This is a genomic window from Chlamydia trachomatis A/HAR-13, assembly GCF_000012125.1.
Lineage (GTDB): Bacteria > Chlamydiota > Chlamydiia > Chlamydiales > Chlamydiaceae > Chlamydia > Chlamydia trachomatis.
The window spans coordinates 872,498-892,413 of the sequence record NC_007429.1 but is presented as its reverse complement, the minus strand read 5'-3'; the positions used below and the strand labels follow the sequence as shown (position 1 = coordinate 892,413).

Below are 19,916 nucleotides of genomic sequence, written 5' to 3'. Positions count from 1 at the left end.
ATCTTTTACCTATGAAATCGAAAAGCATGGTAATAAAGTCTCTAGTTCTAAACTACGAGACCCTTTTAACAACACAACATCTCCCTGTTGAACGAGAGCTTTCACGGCATCCATAATCTCGCTCACTGCGCTATAAAACCCAATCTGGCAATCCGCATCACGAACTATATCCCTAACAGGGAACCATTTCTCTCCAACAAAAAAGATGATGTGAGCTTTTGTCACAGCTTTCCTAGCTGCAGCAATATGGCATTCATCGGAATATCGTCCTAACTCCGCCATATGCCCAAGGATAAAAATGATCTTACCTCCCTCTGGAGGAACAGGAACAGCATCTAAAGCAGCTAGCATTGCATCAGGACTAGCATTATATGCATCATTAATCACTCGGATACCATTGTGCTCTTGCTGTTCGAAACGCATGGCAGGCAAAAACAGAGACTGACTCACCTGCTCTAAACGATCCATGGGAACATTCGTAATCCAAGCCAAAGCTACTGCAATAATAAAATTCATATACGCTGGAGAATACGGAAATACGGCAGGCAACTCAATGTCCCCATCAGGAGCACTAATAAGGACTCCTTCGGAATGAATCGCTCGATAATAAAAATCTGCCGTTTCATTGCTCATAGAAAAAGAAAACCGATCTGCTGCAGAATTCTTTTTTGCAAAAAACTGAAACCAAGAAGAGTCTTTAGGAATGAGCTGCAACCCACATCTTTCCAACAGCAAGCTTTTTTCCTCGACGATACCTTGAGCCCCTTTATCCAGAAAATGCATAGCATGCTGCACGTCGATATATGTGATCACACCGATTGTAGGCTCAATGATCTCCAAAAGATTCTTCATGTTATTAGGTTCAGAAACTCCCATCTCTAGAAGTAAAAAATCCTCATCCCCATCGGCCATTAAAACGCTTAAAGGCAGCGTCAACTGCGAATTGTAGCTTTTGGGACTCATAAAGACTTTATAGACAGAAGAAAGCAACTGATTTGCAAAATTTTTAGTAGTTGTCTTCCCTACAGATCCAGTGATTCCTATAACTTCTCCATAGAAAAGAGCTCCTTGGGTACGCCCCGCTGCCCGTAAAGCTTCTCGAGGATCCGCCACACGCAATAACTGCAGACCGTAACTTGGACCATGATAATCGCTTGCGACTACAGCAGCAACTGCTCCAGATTGTGCTGCTTGTTTTAAAAATAGGTGGCCACTCGTTCGATTCCCAGGAAGAGCAAAAAACACGTCCCCAGGCAATACGAGTCGACTGTCAATAGCAACTCCTGTCACTTTCTTCCCCGAGCGAGGGATTTCCATACCTAATAACAAAGAAGACCATTCTTCCAACAAAATAGGGCGCATAACAGATCCCTTGGCTTCGTGCCGAATACCAACAACTAAAAAATCTCAAAGAAATAGATTTTAGAAGATGCACTCCCCCGCCATCTCCTAAAAAGATTCTCTTTTCTTTCCTCTACTAGCAGTCTTAAAAATTATTCTATATCCATTATCAATTCAACCTCTAAAGAAACGCTTTTCACTCATATAAAAAAGCTTCAGGAAAAATTTTTTCTTCATCCTGCTTACAAAAAAAAGATCCCAGAAAATGCACACTGTTATTGACTTTTCCTCATAACATCGCGTACACTCGGATATCTCCCGGTGGCATCGCCAAGCGGTAAGGCCGAGGCCTGCAAAGCCTCTATCCCCGGTTCGATTCCGGGTGCCACCTTCTTAAATCTCGTTGTGATCTAACTGGCGAGTTGGTAGTGTTCTAGGTATGAAGAAACCGTTACAGGATACCCCGCTATGCCTCACGACAACAATGAGATGCATCGCAATACTATTCATCAACTGTTTACAGGCCTTGATAAGGCGTATCAAATAGTAAAGGGGTTTTATGGCCCCGCGTACTCCTCTTCTTCGAAAGATTTTTTCAAAGGGAGAGGCTATCATATTCTTTCGCGTATAGAACTTTCTGATCCTTTCGAACGTATTGGAGTCTATTTTGCTCGATCTCTAGCAAAACGGATCCATAAACGTCATGCTGATGGAGTGATCTCTTCTGTTATTCTTTTACGAGCCTTTTTAAAGGCATCGATTCCTTTTATCGATCAAGGACTTTCTCCTCGACTTTTAGCTTCTGCCCTCGCCTCTCAAAAAGAAGCGGTGTGCGCCTATCTGCATTCGCACTCTTTTCTCTTAAAAGATGCTTCAAAAGTGCTCGGGCTCATTCGTTCCCATCTTCCTGATCCTCTTATTGGAGAGGCTTTTGCTGAAGCCGTTGCCTACACAGGACATGAAGGAGCTGTTGCTTTATCTCAAAGAAGCGGCTCTACGCTACACCTGGTGAAAGGAATACAAACGCAAAAGGGCTATCGAGTGCCGTCATTTTTCCCTCATGACTCTTTTCATGAAAATCCTATTGTAGCTCCTAAAATTTTTGTCACAGATCAGAAAATCCATTGTCTTTTTCCTTTTCTGCCCTTACTCAAGAAATTCTCCGAAGAACAAACTCCTCTGATCATTTTTTGTAAGGAGATAGCTCCCGACCCACTAGCTACCTGCATTGCAAACCGTATAGCGGGACTGTTGGATGTTCTAGTAGTGACAATCCCCGATACCACTCTGTTAGAAGACATCGCTTTGCTTACAGGGACAACGGTCTTTTCCTCGCCGCCTTTCTCTAATAAGCCTCCTATAGAACTGCCTCTACTAGGATCCTGTACCTGGGCAGAACTATCTCGCGATCATACCTTACTTGTCTGTGAGAATCTGGTTCCTGAAGTAGTGAAACTAAAAGTTCGACAACTCGATCACGCTATACACAACGCAGAAGACGAAACATCCCGAAAACTCCTTAAAAAAAGAAAACATCGCTTAGAAAACAGTATCGCAATCATTCCGGTGAAGCAGGACACAACTCCCCTACATGAATTAGCTCTCAAAACGCTAAACTCAACACAAGAATCTGGTTTCGTCTTGGGAGGCGGAGCGGCTCTTCTTTACGCTACTCAGAGCCTCTCTTCCTCTCCAGAGCATTCTCAAGAAGAACAAGCTGCTGTTCAGATTTTACAGACCGCGTGCCGCACTCTCTTGGAACAACTGGTTAACTCTGTGTATATGGATGGAAAACTTGTTGCTGATAAACTCTGCTCTCTAGGGACTCCAAGTCTCGGCTTCAATGTTGTATCTCAACAAATAGAAGACATGATCTCTGCAGGAATCATTACACCTTTGAATGTTGTGCTAGATATTTTTTCTTGTTCCCTGCATACCGCTGTAGATCTTCTCTTAGCTTCTTTCACTACCCCACCGACTCCTGCAGCAAAAGAGAAAAAAACTTAATTTTTACTAACTATCCGCCTATCATACCGAGGGTATGCTCTTGTTAATAAATCGGGTTCTCTATTAACCATCGCTTCTCTATGCCAAACAAGCCTTCACACGCCTTTAGACTGATCCATTGCTCCGACATTCACTTCTGTGTACTCCCTAAAAATCCTTTTCAATGCTTCAATAAACGCTTTAAGGGACTTCTAAGACAACTTATAGGAGGCGTTTCCTTTCAAGCTTTTGCAATCTCTCAGAGATTCCCTCAACTCGTTAAGCAGCTTGAAGCAGATAGTGTCTGTGTGACTGGAGATATGACCATCACCGCTCTCGATACAGAATTCCGTTTCGCTAAAGAATTTCTTTCTCGCGTTGAATCTGTAGCTCCTGTGTATATAGTTCCAGGAAACCATGATGTATACACCCATCGGGCTTTGAAAAAACAAACGTTTTATTCCTATTTTCCTAATAAAGAACTTCAAACTCACCGTATCGCCTTTAAAAAACTCACTCCCACATGGTGGTTAGTTCTTCTCGATTGTTCTTGCTTCAATGGTTGGTATACAGCGAATGGAGAAGTGACTGATTCTCAACTCCTTGCTTTAGAACAATTTCTTTCTTCTCTTCCCGCTTCTGAACACGTGATTGTGGCTAACCATTATCCTCTATCTCCCACAACAAGACCCGCTCATGATTTACTCAATTATGCCCCTCTAAAATCCCTACTGATGAATTCTCCTTCTGTACGCTTGTATCTACATGGACATGATCATTATGTAGAACTCGATCATCTCCCTCCTCTGGTAGTGAATAGCGGCTCACTAACACTTCCCTCAAATGCACGCTTTCATATTATAGACTTACATCCAGAAGGGGGATATCAAATCGCAACAGCAGCATTAACAAACCTTAAGGAAACCTCTACTCCGTTAACCATTTCTATCGAAGAAACTACCATCTCTTTATAAATCCTCTGCACTCAACTTGAGAATAACGAACCTGGAAGGACTCCCGATGAAAGAAAAAAAAGTGTTAGAACTATCGCCAGAAGCGACTCTTTTAAAAAAACTTCGTGACCGAGCTATCTCCCAGCAAGAAACACAAAAAAGAAAAGCCTGGGTAGAGAAATTGGCTGCTATGCCAGAATCGACTAGAGACTACCTAGAGCCTCAAGCGCATCTTGAACCTTCGCAATTATTTCGGAAAGTGGCGGAACGCCTTCTTGAAGAAGGGGCGTAATGCCCCTTCTAATTTTTATTTTGATACACGAGACTCATAACTTCCTGTTCGCGTATCGACCTTCACAACTTCACCTTCTTCAATGAAAATAGGGACCATAATCTTTGCCCCGGTATTGGTTGTTGCAGGCTTCAATACTCGTCCTGATGCAGTATCCCCACGGACTCCAGGAGCTGTTTCTGCAATAGTGAGCTCCATAAAGATCGGAGGTTCAACAGAAATCACATCCCCGTTGTACAAAACCAACGTATATATTGTATCTTCTAATAACCATTGCCGAACATTTTCGAGTTTGTCCCAAAAAATGAGTTCTTGTTCGAAGGTCTCGTCATCCATAAACGTAGCCCCTTCCTGATCTGTGTACAGAAGACGCATCTGCTGCTCCCGTACATCGGCAGTTTCTATAGATTCCCCTGATTTGAACGTTTTTTCTATTACACGCCCAGTTAAAAAGTTTTTGACTTTGATTCTATTAAAAGCCTGTCCTTTCCCTGGCTTAACAAAATCGTTCTGCAAAATTACATAGGGTTGTCCATCGATCTTAACGCGCAATCCTACACGAAATTCACTAGTGCTTACACGAACCATAACACGCTTAACCCGTTATCTTTTCTCCATCTATGTTATCGTTCTCTTCTAAGCTTTGTCCAGAAGAATGTCGCGAAACAAACGCTTTCCCTCTTTCTTGCAAAAGAAAACTATACTTTTAAGTAGCCCAACTATTACCCTCACGAGAACAACTTGTTCCATCTTCATACTATGTTTTTAGAAAAAAAGATTCTCTAACCATTATAATATCTGTGATTTATGACCCATCAGCATAAAAAAATCAGCGAAGAAACAATCGCCTGTGACATGCTAGAGCGCTATACCGGCTCTACCGTTCAAGAGTTCCAGCCCTATCTCCTTCTTACTAATTTTGCGTATTACGTGGATGTTTTCGCTGAAATCTATCAGGTCCCTGTTTCTCGAGGATCCATGTTTTCGGCAGCGCATGCGCCTCAAATTCACACCTCAATCATCGATTTTAAATTAGGCTCTCCAGGAGCAGCTCTTACCGTAGATCTGTGTTCTTTCCTTCCCAATGCTACAGCAGCGATCATGTTGGGCATGTGTGGAGGCTTAAGATCCCACTACCAAATAGGAGATTATTTTGTCCCTGTTGCTAGCATCCGAAAAGATGGAACATCAGATGCATACTTCCCCCCAGAGGTCCCTGCATTAGCTAATTTTGTCGTACAAAAAATGATCACCAATATTCTCGAAGCCAAAAACCTCCCTTACCATATAGGCATCACCCACACGACTAACATTCGGTTTTGGGAGTTTAATAAAGAGTTCCGTCGAAAACTATATGAAAATAAAGCTCAAACTGTCGAGATGGAGTGTGCCACCTTATTTGCTGCAGGATACCGAAGGAATCTTCCTTTAGGAGCACTTTTGCTGATATCGGATCTACCTTTGCGAAAAGATGGAATTAAAACTAAGGAAAGCAGTTCGGCAGTCCTAAACTCTCACACCAAAGAGCATATACTAACAGGCGTTGAGGTGTTTGCCTCTCTACAAGAGAAATCAGGCCCAGGAATCAAGAAAACAAAAGGCTTGCCGCACATGGAGTTTGGGCAAGCCGATGATTCTCTTTCTGAACAAACTGAAGTTTCTGGCGGGGATTTCTAAACAGAAAGGATTCTCTGCACAATATTATCTACAGTGAAACCGCAAGTCTCTGCCACCTCATTGGGAGCTCCGGACATTCCAAACCCATCTATGGCAATGGCTAAGCCATTGCTACCGATGTATTTGTACCAACCCAAGGCGGTACCTGCTTCTATAGAAACACGCAACCCTAAATCTCCTCCTATTACGGATTCACGATACTCAACGTCTTGTCTCTCGAATAGCTCCCAACAAGGGAATGAAATCACTCGCACACGATTATCTAAAGCCATAAGACTTTGTGCAACCTCTATAGCCAAATGCACCTCGGATCCAGAAGCACACAGCGTATAGTCTGGGCGATCTCCTTCCTCTTTAACCAGAATATAAGCACCCTTTCTTACTCCTTCTCTGAAAGAACGTTTCGTCTCTTTAAGAGTAGGTAGATTTTGTCGAGATAAAATTAACGCTGTTGGACCAGCGCTTTCTAAAGCAGTTAACCATGCTCCTTTCACTTCATTCGCATCCGCAGGACGAATCACTCTTAGCCCTGGAATAGCCCGCAGCGACATGATTTGCTCTATAGGCTGATGTGTAGGTCCATCCTCTCCAACAAAAATCGAATCATGAGTGAACTGATAAATTACCGGCAATTTAGATAATGCTGCTAATCGAATCGCGGAACGCAAATAATCGGAAAAGACTAAAAAAGTTCCCCCAAAAGGACGGAATACTTGACTATACGCTAATCCGTTCATAATCGTGCCCATTCCGAATTCGCGCACTCCATAGCGAATATTCCGCCCAAGAAAATCGCTAGCACTAATAGTTCCTTCTTTAGCTATCCAGGTACCATCTGAACTAGAGAGATCCGCCGATCCCCCTACGAGGGATGGAATATCCTCTGCTAATACCTGAATGACTTTATTCGAAGCTGCACGCCCGGCTATAGACTCTGGCATATCAATAAGATTCAAAATTTCTTCGAGTTCTTGAATCGAGATCTCTTGAATCAATCGAAGATATTCTTGATGTTGCTCGGGAGCTTGTTTAGACCAGACTCGGAAGCGTTCTTGCCATTCTTCCTGTAATTTCTTACCTTCCTGTTGTTTTGCAGCAAAGAACATCTTCACTGCCGAAGGAACGAAAAACTTTTCTTCTGGGAGATGCCAGAAACTTTTAGTTTGAGCAACACCATCCTCTCCTAAAGGAGACCCATGTGCTTTATTGGTTCCTTCTTTAGGGGAGCCGTGTCCAATAATAGTATGTGCAATAATCAACGTAGGTTTGCATTGGCTTTTCTTGATCTGTGTGAAAACCTGATGCAAGCTCTCAAAATCATGTCCGTCAGTTTCAAACACATCCCAGCCATATGCTAAGAATCTCTGTTTTGTATCCTCAATACTTACATCGTGAAGAGTCCCGTCTAAAATAATCTCATTATGATCATAAATCAAAACGAGATTATCCAAGCCTAAAGAACCCGCGAAACTACAAGCTTCATGACTCACGCCTTCCATGAAGCACCCATCTCCTGCTAAGCAATACACTTTTGCATCAAAGATAGAATTCGCAGGCTGATTAAATCTGGCTCCTAACATTTTTAATGAAAGAGCCATTCCAACAGCATTTCCTACTCCTTGTCCTAGAGGTCCTGTAGTGGCTTCTACACCATCAGTTTCTCTAAATTCTGGATGCCCGGGAGTTCGAGATTGGAGCTGACGAAATTGTTGCAGATCCTCTAGGTTTACATCGAATCCTGCTAAATGCAAACAAGAGTAAAGAAGAGCAGAACCATGTCCAGCAGAGAGAACAAAGCGATCCCTATTCACCCATCGAGAATCTTTAGAATTATATCGCAATACGTAACCATATAAATAAGCAGCGAGCTCTGCGCATCCTAAAGGCATTCCTGGATGACCTGAAGATGCTTTCTGAATACTTTCTATGCTCAACTGTTTAATAGTTCCTGCAATCTTTTCTAAGATGTCTATATCTAAATCACTATTGCCAGCCATGTTTTTTCCTTTAGCAGAAGTTGATTACCTATACGAATGCTTAACCCAATATAGAACCGAAAATTCGATAATAAGGAGAATAAAATAAATTAAGTCCCTAGAGTTCTTAAACTCTATTTCAGGATAAGGAAGAAGATAGTAGAGAATTAGAGATAATTTGACTAGGATTACAGCAAGAAGAAGAGAGAAGGTATTTTAGAGAAAAGAAAAGGGGGTAACTGCGTTAGCGGCTACCCCCTTCTCCTTTTTAGTCTGTGACTAAGATCTTATATAATAAAATGCTTGGCGACGACCTACTCTCCCATACTCTTGTGTATAGTACCATCAGCGATCAGAGGCTTAACTTCTGAGTTCGGAATGGTGTCAGGTGTTTCCCTCTCTCTATTATCACCAAGCTAATCCTGGTATCGTTTCTCACGTATACTAATAGACGCTTAAAAGCTTGTCTTCTACGTACTTGCACTCTCTACTCTTTTTCTTATTGTCTTTGCCTTTCGGCTCTTCCAATCATAAAAAGACCAAGTCTTTGGACTTATTAGTATTGGTTAGCTGAACACATTACTGTGCTTACACCTCCAACCTATCAACCACGTAGTCTACATGGAGTCTCATTGGGATACCTTATCTTGAGGGAGGCTTGGCATTTAGATGCTTTCAATGCTTATCCTTTCCGAACGTAGCTACTCGGCTATGCCCTTGGCAAAACAACCGACACACCATTGGTTCGTCCATTCCGGTCCTCTCGTACTAGGAACAGCTCCTCTCAAGTATCCTGCGCCCACGAAGGATAGAGACCAAACTGTCTCACGACGTTTTGAACCCAGCTCGCGTACCGCTTTAATTGGCGAACAGCCAAACCCTTGGGACCTTCTCCAGCCCCAGGATGCGATGAGCCGACATCGAGGTGCCAAACCGCCACGTCGATATGAACTCTTGGTGGCGATCAGCCTGTTATCCCCGGAGTACCTTTTATCCGTTAAGCGACGGCGATTCCACTTTCCACCGCCGGATCACTAAGCCCGACTTTCGTCTCTGCTCGACTTGTTGGTCTTGCAGTCAACCTATCTTATACCTTTACGCTCTACTCGTGATTGCCAACCACGATGAAATAAGCTTTGGGCTCCTCCGTTACTTTTTAGGAGGATACCGCCCCAGTAAAACTGCCCGTCTGGCAATGTCCATCTTCCAGATTCATGGAATAATGTTAGATTCCCAGCTTGTTAAGACCAGTATTTCAACGTTGACTCCCACTCTCCTGAAGAAGAGTGTTCTTAGTCTCCTGGCTATCCTACACATAACAAACCAAAAATCAATACCAAAGTACAGTAAAGGTTCACGGGGTCTTTTCGTCCTTTCGCGGGTAAACAGCATCTTCACTGCTACTACAATTTCACCGAGTCTTTCGTTGAGACAGTGCCCAGATCGTTACACCATTCGTGCAGGTCGGAACTTACCCGACAAGGAATTTCGCTACCTTAGCACCGTTATAGTTACGGCGGCCATTCACCAGGGCTTAGGTTCAATGCTTCACTTTGCAGCTGACATATCCCTTTAACCTTTTGGCATTGGGCAGGCGTCACACCATATACTTCCCCTTAGAGGTTTGCATAGTGCTGTGTTTTTGCTAAACAGTCGCCTGGGCCATTTCTCTGCGGCCCCCCGGGGCTCCTATCGTTCCATAGTCACCCTAAAAGGCTCCCCTTATTCCGAAGTTACGGGGATAATTTGCCGAGTTCCTTAACGAAAGTTATCTCGCGCGCCTTAGAATATTCATCTCGCCCACCTGTGTCGGTTTTGGTACGGTCACCATCAACAGCTAGAAATTATTTCTTGAAAGCCTCGCTCCACACCATCGGTTCCCCCGAAGATTCCCCTTGATCGCGACCCGATCTTATGTTAGCGGATTTGCCTACTAACCGTTCTCATCGCTCTACGGACTCTTCCAATCGTCCGCGTGCTTAACTTACTCCGTCATTCCTTCGCTATAGTTTTAGGTGGTGCAGGAATATTTAACCTGCTGCTCCATCGTCTACGCAGTTACGCCTCAACTTAGGGGCCGACTAACCCAGGGAAGACGAGCTTGACCCTGGAAACTTTGGGCTTACGGCGAGGGAGATTTTCACTCCCTTTATCGTTACTTATGCCATGGATCTTCACTAGTATCCGCTCCAGCGCTCCTTCCGGTACACCTTCTCTGCTGAATACTACGCTCTCCTACCGCGTGTCTTATCGACACACCCGCGATGTCGGTTTTATGCTTAGTCCCGTTTATTATCGGCGCAATGATTCTCGATTGGTGAGCTGTTACGCACTCTTTAAATGATTGCTGCCTCTAAGCCAACATTCCAACTGTCTTCGAATCATCACTTCCTTACCCACTCAGCATAAAATTAGGGACCTTAATCGGCGGTCTGGGCTGTTCCCCTCTCGACAACGAAGCTTAGCCCCCGCTGTCTATCTCCCGGACTCGCTTCTGGTATTCGGAGTTTGATTTCCGTTGGTAAGCCGGTAGGCCCCCGCTAGAATTCAGTGCTCTACCCCCAAAAGCTTATTATCCGAGGCTAACCCTAAAGTTATTTCGGAGAGAACAAGATATCTCCAAGTTTGATTGGCCTTTCACCCCTATTCACAACTCATCCAAACCTTTTTCAACAGGTACTAGTTCGGTCCTCCACATAGTTTTACCCATGCTTCAACCTGGTCATAAATAGCTCACTTGGTTTCGTGTCTAAACCAAACGACTCTTCGCTCTTTTAAAACTCGCTTTCGCTCCGGCTCCGGAATGTATATCCCTTAACCTCGCCGTTTAGCTTAACTCCCTGGCTCATCATGCAAAAGGCACGCCGTCAACCTTGACCCTTACGGGCCATTGGTCTCCGACCGCTTGTAAGCTACTGGTTTCAGGTTCTATTTCACTCCCTTAACAAGGGTTCTTTTCGCCTTTCCTTCACAGTACTGGTTCACTATCGGTCATTGACTAGTATTTAGCCTTGGAGAGTGGTCTCCCCAGATTCAGACTAGGTTTCACGTGTCTAGTCCTACTCAGGTGTTGAGGTCGGTCTTTCTCTCCTTTCGTCTACGGGACTATCACCCTGTATCATCCATCTTTCCAGATGTGTTCAACTAGGAGTCCTGATCCTTTATCCTCAATCCTACAACCCCGAGCCTTATCAGCTCGGTTTAGGCTATTCCCCTTTCGCTCGCCGCTACACAGGGAATCTCTTCGATTTCTTTTCCTCTGCTTACTAAGATGTTTCAGTTCGGCAGGTGTCGCTTTGCATACCTATGTATTCAGCATGCAATGGTAGTCTATTACTCTACCGGGTTTCCCCATTCGGATACCTCCGGGTCTTTGCTTATCACCAGCTCGCCGGAGCTTTTCGCAGGTATTTGCGTCCTTCTTCGCCTGTCAATGCCAAGGCATCCACCAATAGCTCTTATTAACTTGGTCTGTAATTTCTATAGATCCATGCAAGCACTTCACCTAAAAGACAAATACTCTTAAACGTCTATTATTATGCGTGAAATATACTTGTTACCATGATTATTTCTTTACAATAACATACTTGATCACAAACTATATGTCTCGTCCTCACCGCGCTACTCTTAACAACACAAATGAAATAGAATGCTTGCTCTTACATATAAACGCTTGCCCAACCTAGTCAGAAACCCTCTCAGGCTTCTTCCTTATCCTTAAAAGGAGGTGATCCAGCCCCACCTTCCGGTAGGGCTACCTTGTTACGACTTCATCCTAGTCATCAGCCTCACCTTGGGCGCCTCTCTCCCTTGCGGGTTGAGTCAACGACTTAAGGTAAAACCAACTCCCATGATGTGACGGGCGGTGTGTACAAGGCCCGGGAACGTATTCACGGCGTTATGGCTGACACGCCATTACTAGCAATTCCGACTTCATGTAGTCGAGTTGCAGACTACAATCCGAACTGGGGCCAGCTTTGAGGATTTGCTCCATCTCGCGATCTTGCCACCTTCTGTACTGGCCATTGTAGCACGTGTGTCGCCCTGGGCATAAGGGCCATGCTGACTTGACGTCATCCTCGCCTTCCTCCTGGTTAACCCAGGCAGTCTCGTTAGAGTTCCCACCCTAAGTGCTGGCAACTAACGATAAGGGTTGCGCTCGTTGCGGGACTTAACCCAACACCTCACGGCACGAGCTGACGACAGCCATGCAGCACCTGTGTATATGTCCTTGCGGAAAACGACATTCTGCCGCGGTCATATACATGTCAAACCCAGGTAAGGTCCTTCGCGTTGCATCGAATTAAACCACATGCTCCACTGCTTGTGCGGGCCCCCGTCAATTCTTTTGAGTTTCACCCTTGCGAGTGTACTCCTCAGGCGGCATACTTAACGCGTTAGCTCCGACACGGATGGGGTTGAGACCATCCACATCCAAGTATGCATCGTTTACGGCAAGGACTACCAGGGTATCTAATCCTGTTTGCTCCCCTTGCTTTCGCGCCTTAGCGTCAGGTATAAATTAGAAAAGCGCCTTCGCCACTGGTGTTCTTCCACATATCTACGCATTTCACCGCTACACGTGAAATTCCCTTTTCTCCATCTATCCTCTAGAAAAATAGTATTAGATGCCGACTCGGGGTTGAGCCCCGATCTTTGACAACTAACTTACCTTTCCGCCTACACGCCCTTTACGCCCAATAAATCCGATTAACGCTAGCACCCTCCGTATTACCGCAGCTGCTGGCACGGAGTTAGCCGGTGCTTCTTTACCTGGTACGCTCAAATCCAGCGGGTATTAACCGTCTTCTCTTATTCCCAAGCGAAAGTGCTTTACAACCCTAGAGCCTTCATCACACACGCGGCGTCGCTTCGTCAGACTTCCGTCCATTGCGAAAGATTCTCGACTGCAGCCTCCCGTAGGAGTCTGGGCAGTGTCTCAGTCCCAGTGTTGGCGGCCAATCTCTCAATCCGCCTAGACGTCATAGCCTTGGTAGGCCTTTACCCCACCAACTAGCTGATATCACATAGACTCTCCCTTAACCGAAAGGTCCTAAGATCCCCTTCTTTAACGTTACTCGGATGCCCAAATATCGCCACATTCGGTATTAGCGGCCGTTTCCAACCGTTATTCCCAAGTTAAGGACAAATTATCTATGCATTACTAACCCTTCCGCCACTAAACAATCGTCGAAACAATTGCTCCGTTCGACTTGCATGCCTCATCCACGCCGCCAGCGTTCAATCTGAACCAAGATCAAATTCTCAGAAAAAATATATACTTTGATTTATTAACGGGTTCCTTAATCTCTTAAGAAATCCTCACAAGCATCTATACTGGCCTGCATTCTATCTCATTTGCATTGTTAAGAAAAGCTTCCAGCCTCTCAGCCTTCCACTCTATCGCGCCCTCTCATCCACGTAAGAGGCCTTCCTTCAACCCTCGTTCGAAAGAAAGCTACATCCTATGCTATCCCCTATTTTTTATGCACCTATTTTTTATCAACTCCCCAAAAAACCCTTTTTCTTAACCTCTCAATTTATCCCCTCACACACTATCCTTAACACTTTTTATAAAACAAAATTTTCCTCTCTTTTTTTCTTTTTTTTGCTCATCCTACCCTTCCTCTCTTCGATTTTTTTGTCGAAATTCTTTTTTTTAGCGCTCCAAACAAGCTTACATCTTGGCTTGTTCTAATTATGAGTGATCCACTAGTATATTCCTTCTTGAAGCCTAGGGCCTCTTCTCTTCAAAAAGTCCCTACCAAACTTTGTTCCCTTAAACTAGTGGACTCGGTCTTTGGACAAATCTTTTTTTATTGTTGTGAGTTAAAAAATGGTCTCCCCATGTTGAGTAACACTCTTCGATCCAATTTTCTAAAATTCTATGCTAACCGGAACCATACACCTGTAGCATCTTCTCCTGTTTTCCCGCATAATGATCCTTCCATACTCTTTACGAATGCGGGAATGAACCAGTTCAAAAATATTTTCCTAGGGAAAGAGCAGACGAGTTACACAAGGGCAACGACATCTCAAAAATGCATTCGTGCCGGGGGAAAACATAATGATTTAGAAAATGTTGGACACACCTCCCGACATCTTACCTTTTTTGAAATGTTAGGGAATTTTTCCTTCGGTGATTACTTCAAACAAGACGCTATTTCCTTTGCTTGGGAAGTCTCGCTTTCTATTTTCAATTTTGATCCTGATTTTATTTATGCCACCGTGCATGAAAAGGATGATGAAGCTTTCGCTCTTTGGGAAAAATATCTTCCGACAGACAGAATTTTTCGTTTAACAGACAAAGATAATTTCTGGAGTATGGCGGATACCGGACCTTGCGGATTCTGTTCCGAGCTTTTATTCGATCGAGGAGAAAAATTTGGGAAAGCTGCTTCTCCTCTTGAAGACGTTGATGGAGAACGCTTCTTAGAGTATTGGAACCTCGTATTCATGGAGTTTAATAGAACTTCTGACGGGACTCTTTTAGCTTTGCAGAAGAAGTGTGTTGATACAGGTGCCGGCTTAGAACGTCTAGTTTCTCTATTAGCTGAAACAGAAACCGTATTCGAAGCAGACGTCTTAAGACATCTTATTTCCAAAATAGAAAATTTATCCGGGACAACATACTCTCCAACAGAAGCAAAAGGAGCCGCCTTCCGAGTGATCGCGGACCATATCCGTTCTCTTTCTTTCGCAATAGCTGATGGGCTGTTACCAGGGAATACTGAACGAGGCTATGTTTTAAGAAAAATTCTCCGCCGAGCTGTCAATTACGGAAAACGCTTAGGATTCAATCGCCCTTTTCTAGCCGATGTGGTTCCTTCACTAGTGGATGTAATGGGAGAAGCATATCCTGAACTCTCTGCATCAGTCACACAAATCCAAGAAGTCTTGACTACAGAAGAAGAGCATTTCTTCAAAACGTTGCAGAGAGGTGGGAATCTACTCCAACAAGTACTGAAATCTTCAGCTTCTTCCGCTAAGATTTCTGGAGAAGATGCCTTCAAACTCAAAGATACTTACGGGCTTCCTATCGATGAAATTGCCCTACTGGCAAAGGACTATAACTACGCAATAGATATGGATACCTTTGAGAAGCTTGAAGTAGAAGCTAAAGAACGCTCTCGAAAAAACACGAAAAAAACTAAGAATGACAGTGACTCTGTGTTCCAAGATTTAGATCCAACTAACACTTCCGAGTTTATCGGATACGATACTCTTTCCTGCGACACCTTTATTGAAGGAATTATTAAGTACAACGAAATTGCTTCATCACTGGAAGAAGGAGATGAAGGAGCAATTATTTTACGAACCACCCCGTTTTACGCGGGAAAAGGTGGGCAAATAGGAGACTCTGGAGAAATTTTCTGTGAATCAGGAACTTTCCTGGTATCTCATACTATTGCCCCTAAAGCAGGACTCATCGTTCATCTAGGGAAACTTTCTCAAGGAAGTTTGACAACGACAATGGCTGTCACCGCACAGGTAAACCAAAACCTTCGGAAAAAAACCGCTAATAATCACACAGGATGCCATCTTCTACACAAAGCTCTTGAAATGACTCTTGGAGAACATATCCGTCAGGCAGGTTCTTATGTCGACTCTCAAAAAATTCGTTTAGACTTTACTCATAACAAAGCGCTATCACCAGAGGATCTTCTAGCAATAGAAACTCTCGTGAATGAGAAAATTAGAGAAAATGATCCGGTAACGATTCGAGAAGTTTTGTATTCTGACGTAATGAGCTCTTCAGAAATCAAACAGTTTTTCGGGGATAAATACGGAGATATTGTTCGTGTTGTTTCAGCAGGATTTTCCCACGAACTATGTGGAGGAACGCATGCTCAGGCAACTGGAGATATTGGCTATTTCAGAATTACCAAAGAACATGCTGTTGCAACAGGAATCCGTCGTATAGAAGCAACAACAGGAGAAGACGCCGAGAATATTGCTCGTGAACAAGATGTGGATTTAAATGAGATAGCTACCGTTATCCAATCTCCTAAAGATCAAATCCTTGTCAAAATCCGCAGTGTAATGGAAGAAAAAAAGGATTTAGCCAAACAAGTTGCTGATTTGGAAAATCAGCTTGTTCAGCAACAAGTAAAAACCCTGTTAACTTCCTGTGAGAAAATCTGTGATACTTCGTACTTAGTTTACTATTTAACTGAGGAAGAAGGACAAAGAATTCAACACTACGCAAATGCTATACATAAGGAAATTCCTACCAACTTCATTTCTTTATGGATCACAGAAAAGAATGGTCGCTACATTGTCTTGTCTAGAGTCTCCGATGATTTAACAAAACGAGGCGTTCAGGCACACACTTTACTTGCAGAACTTCTTGCTCCATATGGTGGGCGTTGTGGCGGGAAAGCGATTTCGGCACAAGGTAGTTCCGCGGAGCTACCTCAAATAGAGTTTCTTAACAAAACTTTAAGACAATGGATTTCGACCCAACTAGCATAGATTTTTCTAGTTTTCCTTTATTAAAAGACACGAAGCTCCCGTCCTTAGTGGAAAATCTCCACTCGGGAGCAAGGTCTTTTGTCATAGCAAAACTATTCAAAGAACTTAAACGCTCTATCGTCGTTATCACGACACTGGCAAAACTTGATGATTTATTCGAAGATTTGACCACTCTATTGGCAGAATCGCCTCTTGAGTTCCCTGCTTCAGAAATAGATTTATCCCCCAAGCTGGTGAATGTTGATGCGGTGGGAAAAAGAGACCATATTCTGTATTCTCTGCAAAAACAGAGTGCTCCAGTTATCTGTGTCACAACACTGAAGGCTTTATCAGAAAGAACTCCTTCTCCAGAATCTATGATCCGAGATCATCTCGAACTTCGAGTAGGAGAAGAACTGGATCCCGATACCCTACTCGATCTTTGTAAAAGTTTAGGTTATCGACATGAAGCTCTAGCTAGGGAAAAAGGAGACTTTGCATTCCGAGGAGGGATTGTTGATATTTTCCCCCTATCTTCTCCAGAACCTTTTCGCATTGAATTCTGGGGGGATCGCGTTTCCTCTATTCGCTCTTACAACCCTTCGGATCAACTCTCTACAGGAAAGCTGTCTCAAATTACCATTTCTCCTGCGACGGCAATCATTCCTACAAACAAATTATCTCATTCACTTTTGGATTATTTTAAAGCGTTCCCGCTTTGTATCTTTGATGGGCTCTCGTCTCTTGAAGATAATTTTTCGGATATTGCAGGCATCTTAGCATCTCTTCCGAAACGTTTTATGCCCATTCAGGATCTATGTCAGCGGATTCTCAAAGAATTTACTCCTCTATTTTTTGAAGAAAAAACGTTCCCCAATCTCATTTCGCATAAGGATACAGGATTTTCTATAGAGGCTTTTCATAAGAAGATCTCTGTACAAAGAGTTTCTTTACCTTTTATCTATCCTCCGGCACTAATAGAAACTAGTGGCGAGCAAAACCCTTTACTTGCATTTTTAAAGACCTTCCAGGATTTTTGTGCTGGGCGTACGCTCTCTTTAGCTTTGTATTGTTCCAATACAAAATCCTTAAAAGAAGCTCATGATCTCGCAGCAGCCTGTATCCCAAACACTCAAATTTACGACCATCCTACAACTCTCTCCTCCAGTTTTGCGTTAGTAGAAGCTGGATTTGCTGCCGTTTCCCTTTCGGAATTTGCAGCGAGCAAAGTCCTCCGTAGACAAAAACAACGGAACTATTTTTCTACTACAACGGAAGAAGTGTATATTCCAGTCCCAGGAGAGACTGTAGTCCATTTACACAATGGAATTGGAAAATTCATTGGTATAGAGAAAAAGCCTAATCATCTCAATATTGAAACAGATTATCTAGTTTTAGAGTATGCAGACAAAGCTCGCCTCTATGTCCCTTCAGACCAAGCTTATCTAATCTCACGCTATGTTGGTGCTTCAGAAAAAGCTCCTGATTTGCATCACTTGAATGGAGCAAAGTGGCGACGATCTCGGGAGCTCTCAGAAAAGTCTGTGATTTTGTATGCAGAAAAGCTGATTCAAATGGAAGCTCAGCGTTCTACAGCGAATTCTTTTATCTATCCCCCGCACGGAGAAGAGGTAATCAAATTTGCCGAAAGTTTCCCGTATGAAGAAACGCCAGATCAGCTTAAAGCTATCGATCAGATTTATGCAGATATGATGTCTGATAAATTAATGGATCGGCTGATTTGTGGAGATGCAGGGTTCGGGAAAACAGAAATCATTATGCGGGCAGCCGTAAAAGCTGTGTGTGATGGGCACAAGCAAGTAATCGTTATGGTCCCTACCACGATCTTAGCGAACCAGCATTTTGAAACTTTTTCCCAACGGATGGCTGGGCTGCCTATCACAATTGGACTATTGTCCCGCTTTTCTCAAGGGAAAACGATGAAAAAAACATTAGAGGATATAGCCCAAGGACGTATTGACATTCTCATTGGCACTCATAAAGTCATTAACAAAGCCATAGAATTTCATAATCCAGGTCTACTTATTATTGATGAAGAACAACGCTTTGGAGTGAAGGCCAAAGATTCTCTAAAAGAACGCTTCCCCACAATCGATTGTCTTACTGTTTCTGCAACTCCAATTCCAAGAACTCTGTATCTCTCTTTATCTGGAGCTCGAGACCTTTCTCTCATTACAATGCCTCCTTTAGATCGACTTCCCGTCAGTACATTTGTCATGGAGCATTCTGAAGAAACCCTATCTGCAGCAATACGCCATGAGCTTTTACGTGGAGGGCAGGTTTACGTTATTCACAATCGCATCGAAAGTATTTTCCGTTTAGGAGAAACCATTCGAACATTGATTCCGGAAGCGCGTATTGGCGTAGCTCATGGACAGATGCATGCCAATGAACTAGCAAGTATATTTTATAAATTTAAAACTCAACAAACCAATGTGCTTGTCGCAACGGCTTTAATTGAAAATGGTATCGACATTCCTAATGCAAATACGATCTTGATAGACCACGCAGATAAATTCGGTATGGCTGATTTGTATCAAATGAAAGGCCGTGTTGGACGATGGAATAAGAAAGCTTATTGTTATTTTCTTGTCCCTCATTTGGATCGCTTATCCGGACCTACTTCTAAACGCCTAGAAGCATTGAATAAACAGGAGTACGGTGGCGGGATGAAAATAGCTCTTCATGATTTGGAAATCCGAGGAGCTGGAAATATTTTAGGTACCGACCAATCCGGGCATATTAGTGCTGTTGGGTTTAACCTATATTGCAAATTACTGAAAAAAGCTGTGGCTGCCCTGAAGCATAAACAAAAACCCATGCTCTTCCACGATGATATAAAAATTGAGTTTCCTTATCATGCGCGCATCCCTGAAGACTATATAGATCTTGCTTCTATGCGCATCGAGTTCTATCAAAAAATTGGAAATGCCGAATCTGAAGAGGAGCTAGAGGCTATAGAAGAAGAGCTGCGGGATAGGTTTGGACCTTCTCCAGAAGCTATTTCCTGGTTATTTGCTCTAGCGCGGATTCGGTTAATCGCGCAGGAATATCACCTTTCCAGTATCAAAGGAACAGGGAATGCATTATATATCCAGCAGTATCATGATAAAGACAAACAAATTCAAAAAACGTTACCGTATTCTTTATCACCGACACCGGAACTTTTAGTAAAAGAAGTCCAAGAGTCTGTAGAAAAGGCTTTCCCAAAATAAT

The 19,916-nt window shown here is 43.4% G+C and carries 10 protein-coding genes, 1 tRNA gene and 3 rRNA genes; 8 read left to right on the top strand and 6 right to left on the bottom strand.

Annotated elements, in window-relative coordinates; genetic code table 11:
• Positions 1-9 precede the first annotated feature (9 nt).
• Complete coding sequence (gene murF, locus CTA_RS04140; protein WP_011324855.1) at positions 10-1,362, bottom strand: UDP-N-acetylmuramoyl-tripeptide--D-alanyl-D-alanine ligase; 1,353 nt, start codon at positions 1,360-1,362, stop codon at positions 10-12.
• Between the two features lie 299 nt (positions 1,363-1,661).
• Here murF and CTA_RS04135 point away from each other — a divergent pair.
• From CTA_RS04135 to CTA_RS04120, 4 genes are all read left to right on the top strand, one after another.
• Positions 1,662-1,732, top strand: a tRNA-Cys gene (locus tag CTA_RS04135).
• A 77-nt stretch (positions 1,733-1,809) separates the two neighbouring features.
• Positions 1,810-3,348 carry a variant chaperonin GroEL3 gene (groEL3, locus tag CTA_RS04130; protein ID WP_009872135.1) on the top strand — a complete coding sequence of 513 codons (1,539 nt, stop codon included), beginning with the start codon at positions 1,810-1,812 and terminating at the stop codon, positions 3,346-3,348.
• An 80-nt stretch (positions 3,349-3,428) separates the two neighbouring features.
• On the top strand, positions 3,429-4,301 hold the full coding sequence (locus CTA_RS04125) for a metallophosphoesterase family protein (RefSeq protein WP_009872134.1): 873 nt from the start codon (positions 3,429-3,431) through the stop codon (positions 4,299-4,301).
• 46 nt (positions 4,302-4,347) lie between these two features.
• The gene (locus CTA_RS04120; protein WP_009872133.1) at positions 4,348-4,572 is read left to right on the top strand and encodes a hypothetical protein; all 225 of its coding nucleotides are present in this window, start codon (positions 4,348-4,350) and stop codon (positions 4,570-4,572) included.
• Positions 4,573-4,587: 15 nt separating this feature from the next.
• Here the strand turns inward: CTA_RS04120 and efp are convergent, their stop codons facing one another.
• Positions 4,588-5,160: an elongation factor P gene (gene efp / locus CTA_RS04115; protein ID WP_009872132.1), complete on the bottom strand. Its 573-nt coding sequence runs from the start codon at positions 5,158-5,160 to the stop codon at positions 4,588-4,590.
• A gap of 219 nt (positions 5,161-5,379) precedes the next feature.
• Between efp and CTA_RS04110 the strand changes: the two genes are divergently transcribed.
• Positions 5,380-6,249, top strand: coding sequence for an AMP nucleosidase (locus CTA_RS04110; protein ID WP_009872130.1), 870 nt, complete (start codon positions 5,380-5,382; stop codon positions 6,247-6,249).
• On the opposite strand, the gene tkt is transcribed toward CTA_RS04110, so the two are convergent.
• The 4 genes from tkt to CTA_RS04090 form a co-directional block, all read right to left on the bottom strand.
• Positions 6,246-8,246, bottom strand: coding sequence for a transketolase (gene tkt / locus CTA_RS04105; RefSeq protein ID WP_011324854.1), 2,001 nt, complete (start codon positions 8,244-8,246; stop codon positions 6,246-6,248). The two genes, CTA_RS04110 and tkt, sit on opposite strands and share 4 nt — an antisense overlap.
• A gap of 280 nt (positions 8,247-8,526) precedes the next feature.
• Positions 8,527-8,641: ribosomal RNA gene (gene rrf, locus CTA_RS04100) — 5S ribosomal RNA — on the bottom strand.
• Between the two features lie 119 nt (positions 8,642-8,760).
• A 23S ribosomal RNA gene (locus CTA_RS04095) occupies positions 8,761-11,697 on the bottom strand.
• A 248-nt stretch (positions 11,698-11,945) separates the two neighbouring features.
• Positions 11,946-13,498: ribosomal RNA gene (locus tag CTA_RS04090) — 16S ribosomal RNA — on the bottom strand.
• Together the 16S, 23S and 5S rRNA genes form the textbook arrangement of a ribosomal RNA operon.
• A gap of 194 nt (positions 13,499-13,692) precedes the next feature.
• Here CTA_RS04090 and CTA_RS04985 point away from each other — a divergent pair.
• The 3 genes from CTA_RS04985 (at position 13,693) to mfd (ending at position 19,915) form a co-directional block, all read left to right on the top strand.
• On the top strand, positions 13,693-13,923 hold the full coding sequence (locus CTA_RS04985; RefSeq protein ID WP_009872128.1) for a hypothetical protein: 231 nt from the start codon (positions 13,693-13,695) through the stop codon (positions 13,921-13,923).
• A gap of 149 nt (positions 13,924-14,072) precedes the next feature.
• The gene (gene alaS, locus CTA_RS04080) at positions 14,073-16,700 is read left to right on the top strand and encodes an alanine--tRNA ligase (protein ID WP_010725333.1); all 2,628 of its coding nucleotides are present in this window, start codon (positions 14,073-14,075) and stop codon (positions 16,698-16,700) included.
• Entirely contained in the window at positions 16,676-19,915 is a 3,240-nt protein-coding gene (gene mfd, locus CTA_RS04075; protein WP_009872126.1) for a transcription-repair coupling factor, read from the top strand. The genes alaS and mfd overlap by 25 nt, the downstream gene beginning before the upstream one ends.
• Position 19,916: the final 1 nt, after the last annotated feature.

What these genes read in the sequence shown, in the direction of transcription:
- tkt (WP_011324854.1), bottom strand. Translation starts at nt 8,246, where the DNA reads ATGGCTGGCAATAGTGATTTAGATATAGACATCTTAGAAAAGATTGCA.
- efp (WP_009872132.1), bottom strand. Translation starts at nt 5,160, where the DNA reads ATGGTTCGTGTAAGCACTAGTGAATTTCGTGTAGGATTGCGCGTTAAG.
- groEL3 (WP_009872135.1), top strand. Translation starts at nt 1,810, where the DNA reads ATGCCTCACGACAACAATGAGATGCATCGCAATACTATTCATCAACTG.
- mfd (WP_009872126.1), top strand. Translation starts at nt 16,676, where the DNA reads ATGGATTTCGACCCAACTAGCATAGATTTTTCTAGTTTTCCTTTATTA.
- alaS (WP_010725333.1), top strand. Translation starts at nt 14,073, where the DNA reads ATGTTGAGTAACACTCTTCGATCCAATTTTCTAAAATTCTATGCTAAC.
- CTA_RS04120 (WP_009872133.1), top strand. Translation starts at nt 4,348, where the DNA reads ATGAAAGAAAAAAAAGTGTTAGAACTATCGCCAGAAGCGACTCTTTTA.
- murF (WP_011324855.1), bottom strand. Translation starts at nt 1,362, where the DNA reads ATGCGCCCTATTTTGTTGGAAGAATGGTCTTCTTTGTTATTAGGTATG.
- CTA_RS04110 (WP_009872130.1), top strand. Translation starts at nt 5,380, where the DNA reads ATGACCCATCAGCATAAAAAAATCAGCGAAGAAACAATCGCCTGTGAC.
- CTA_RS04985 (WP_009872128.1), top strand. Translation starts at nt 13,693, where the DNA reads ATGCTATCCCCTATTTTTTATGCACCTATTTTTTATCAACTCCCCAAA.
- CTA_RS04125 (WP_009872134.1), top strand. Translation starts at nt 3,429, where the DNA reads ATGCCAAACAAGCCTTCACACGCCTTTAGACTGATCCATTGCTCCGAC.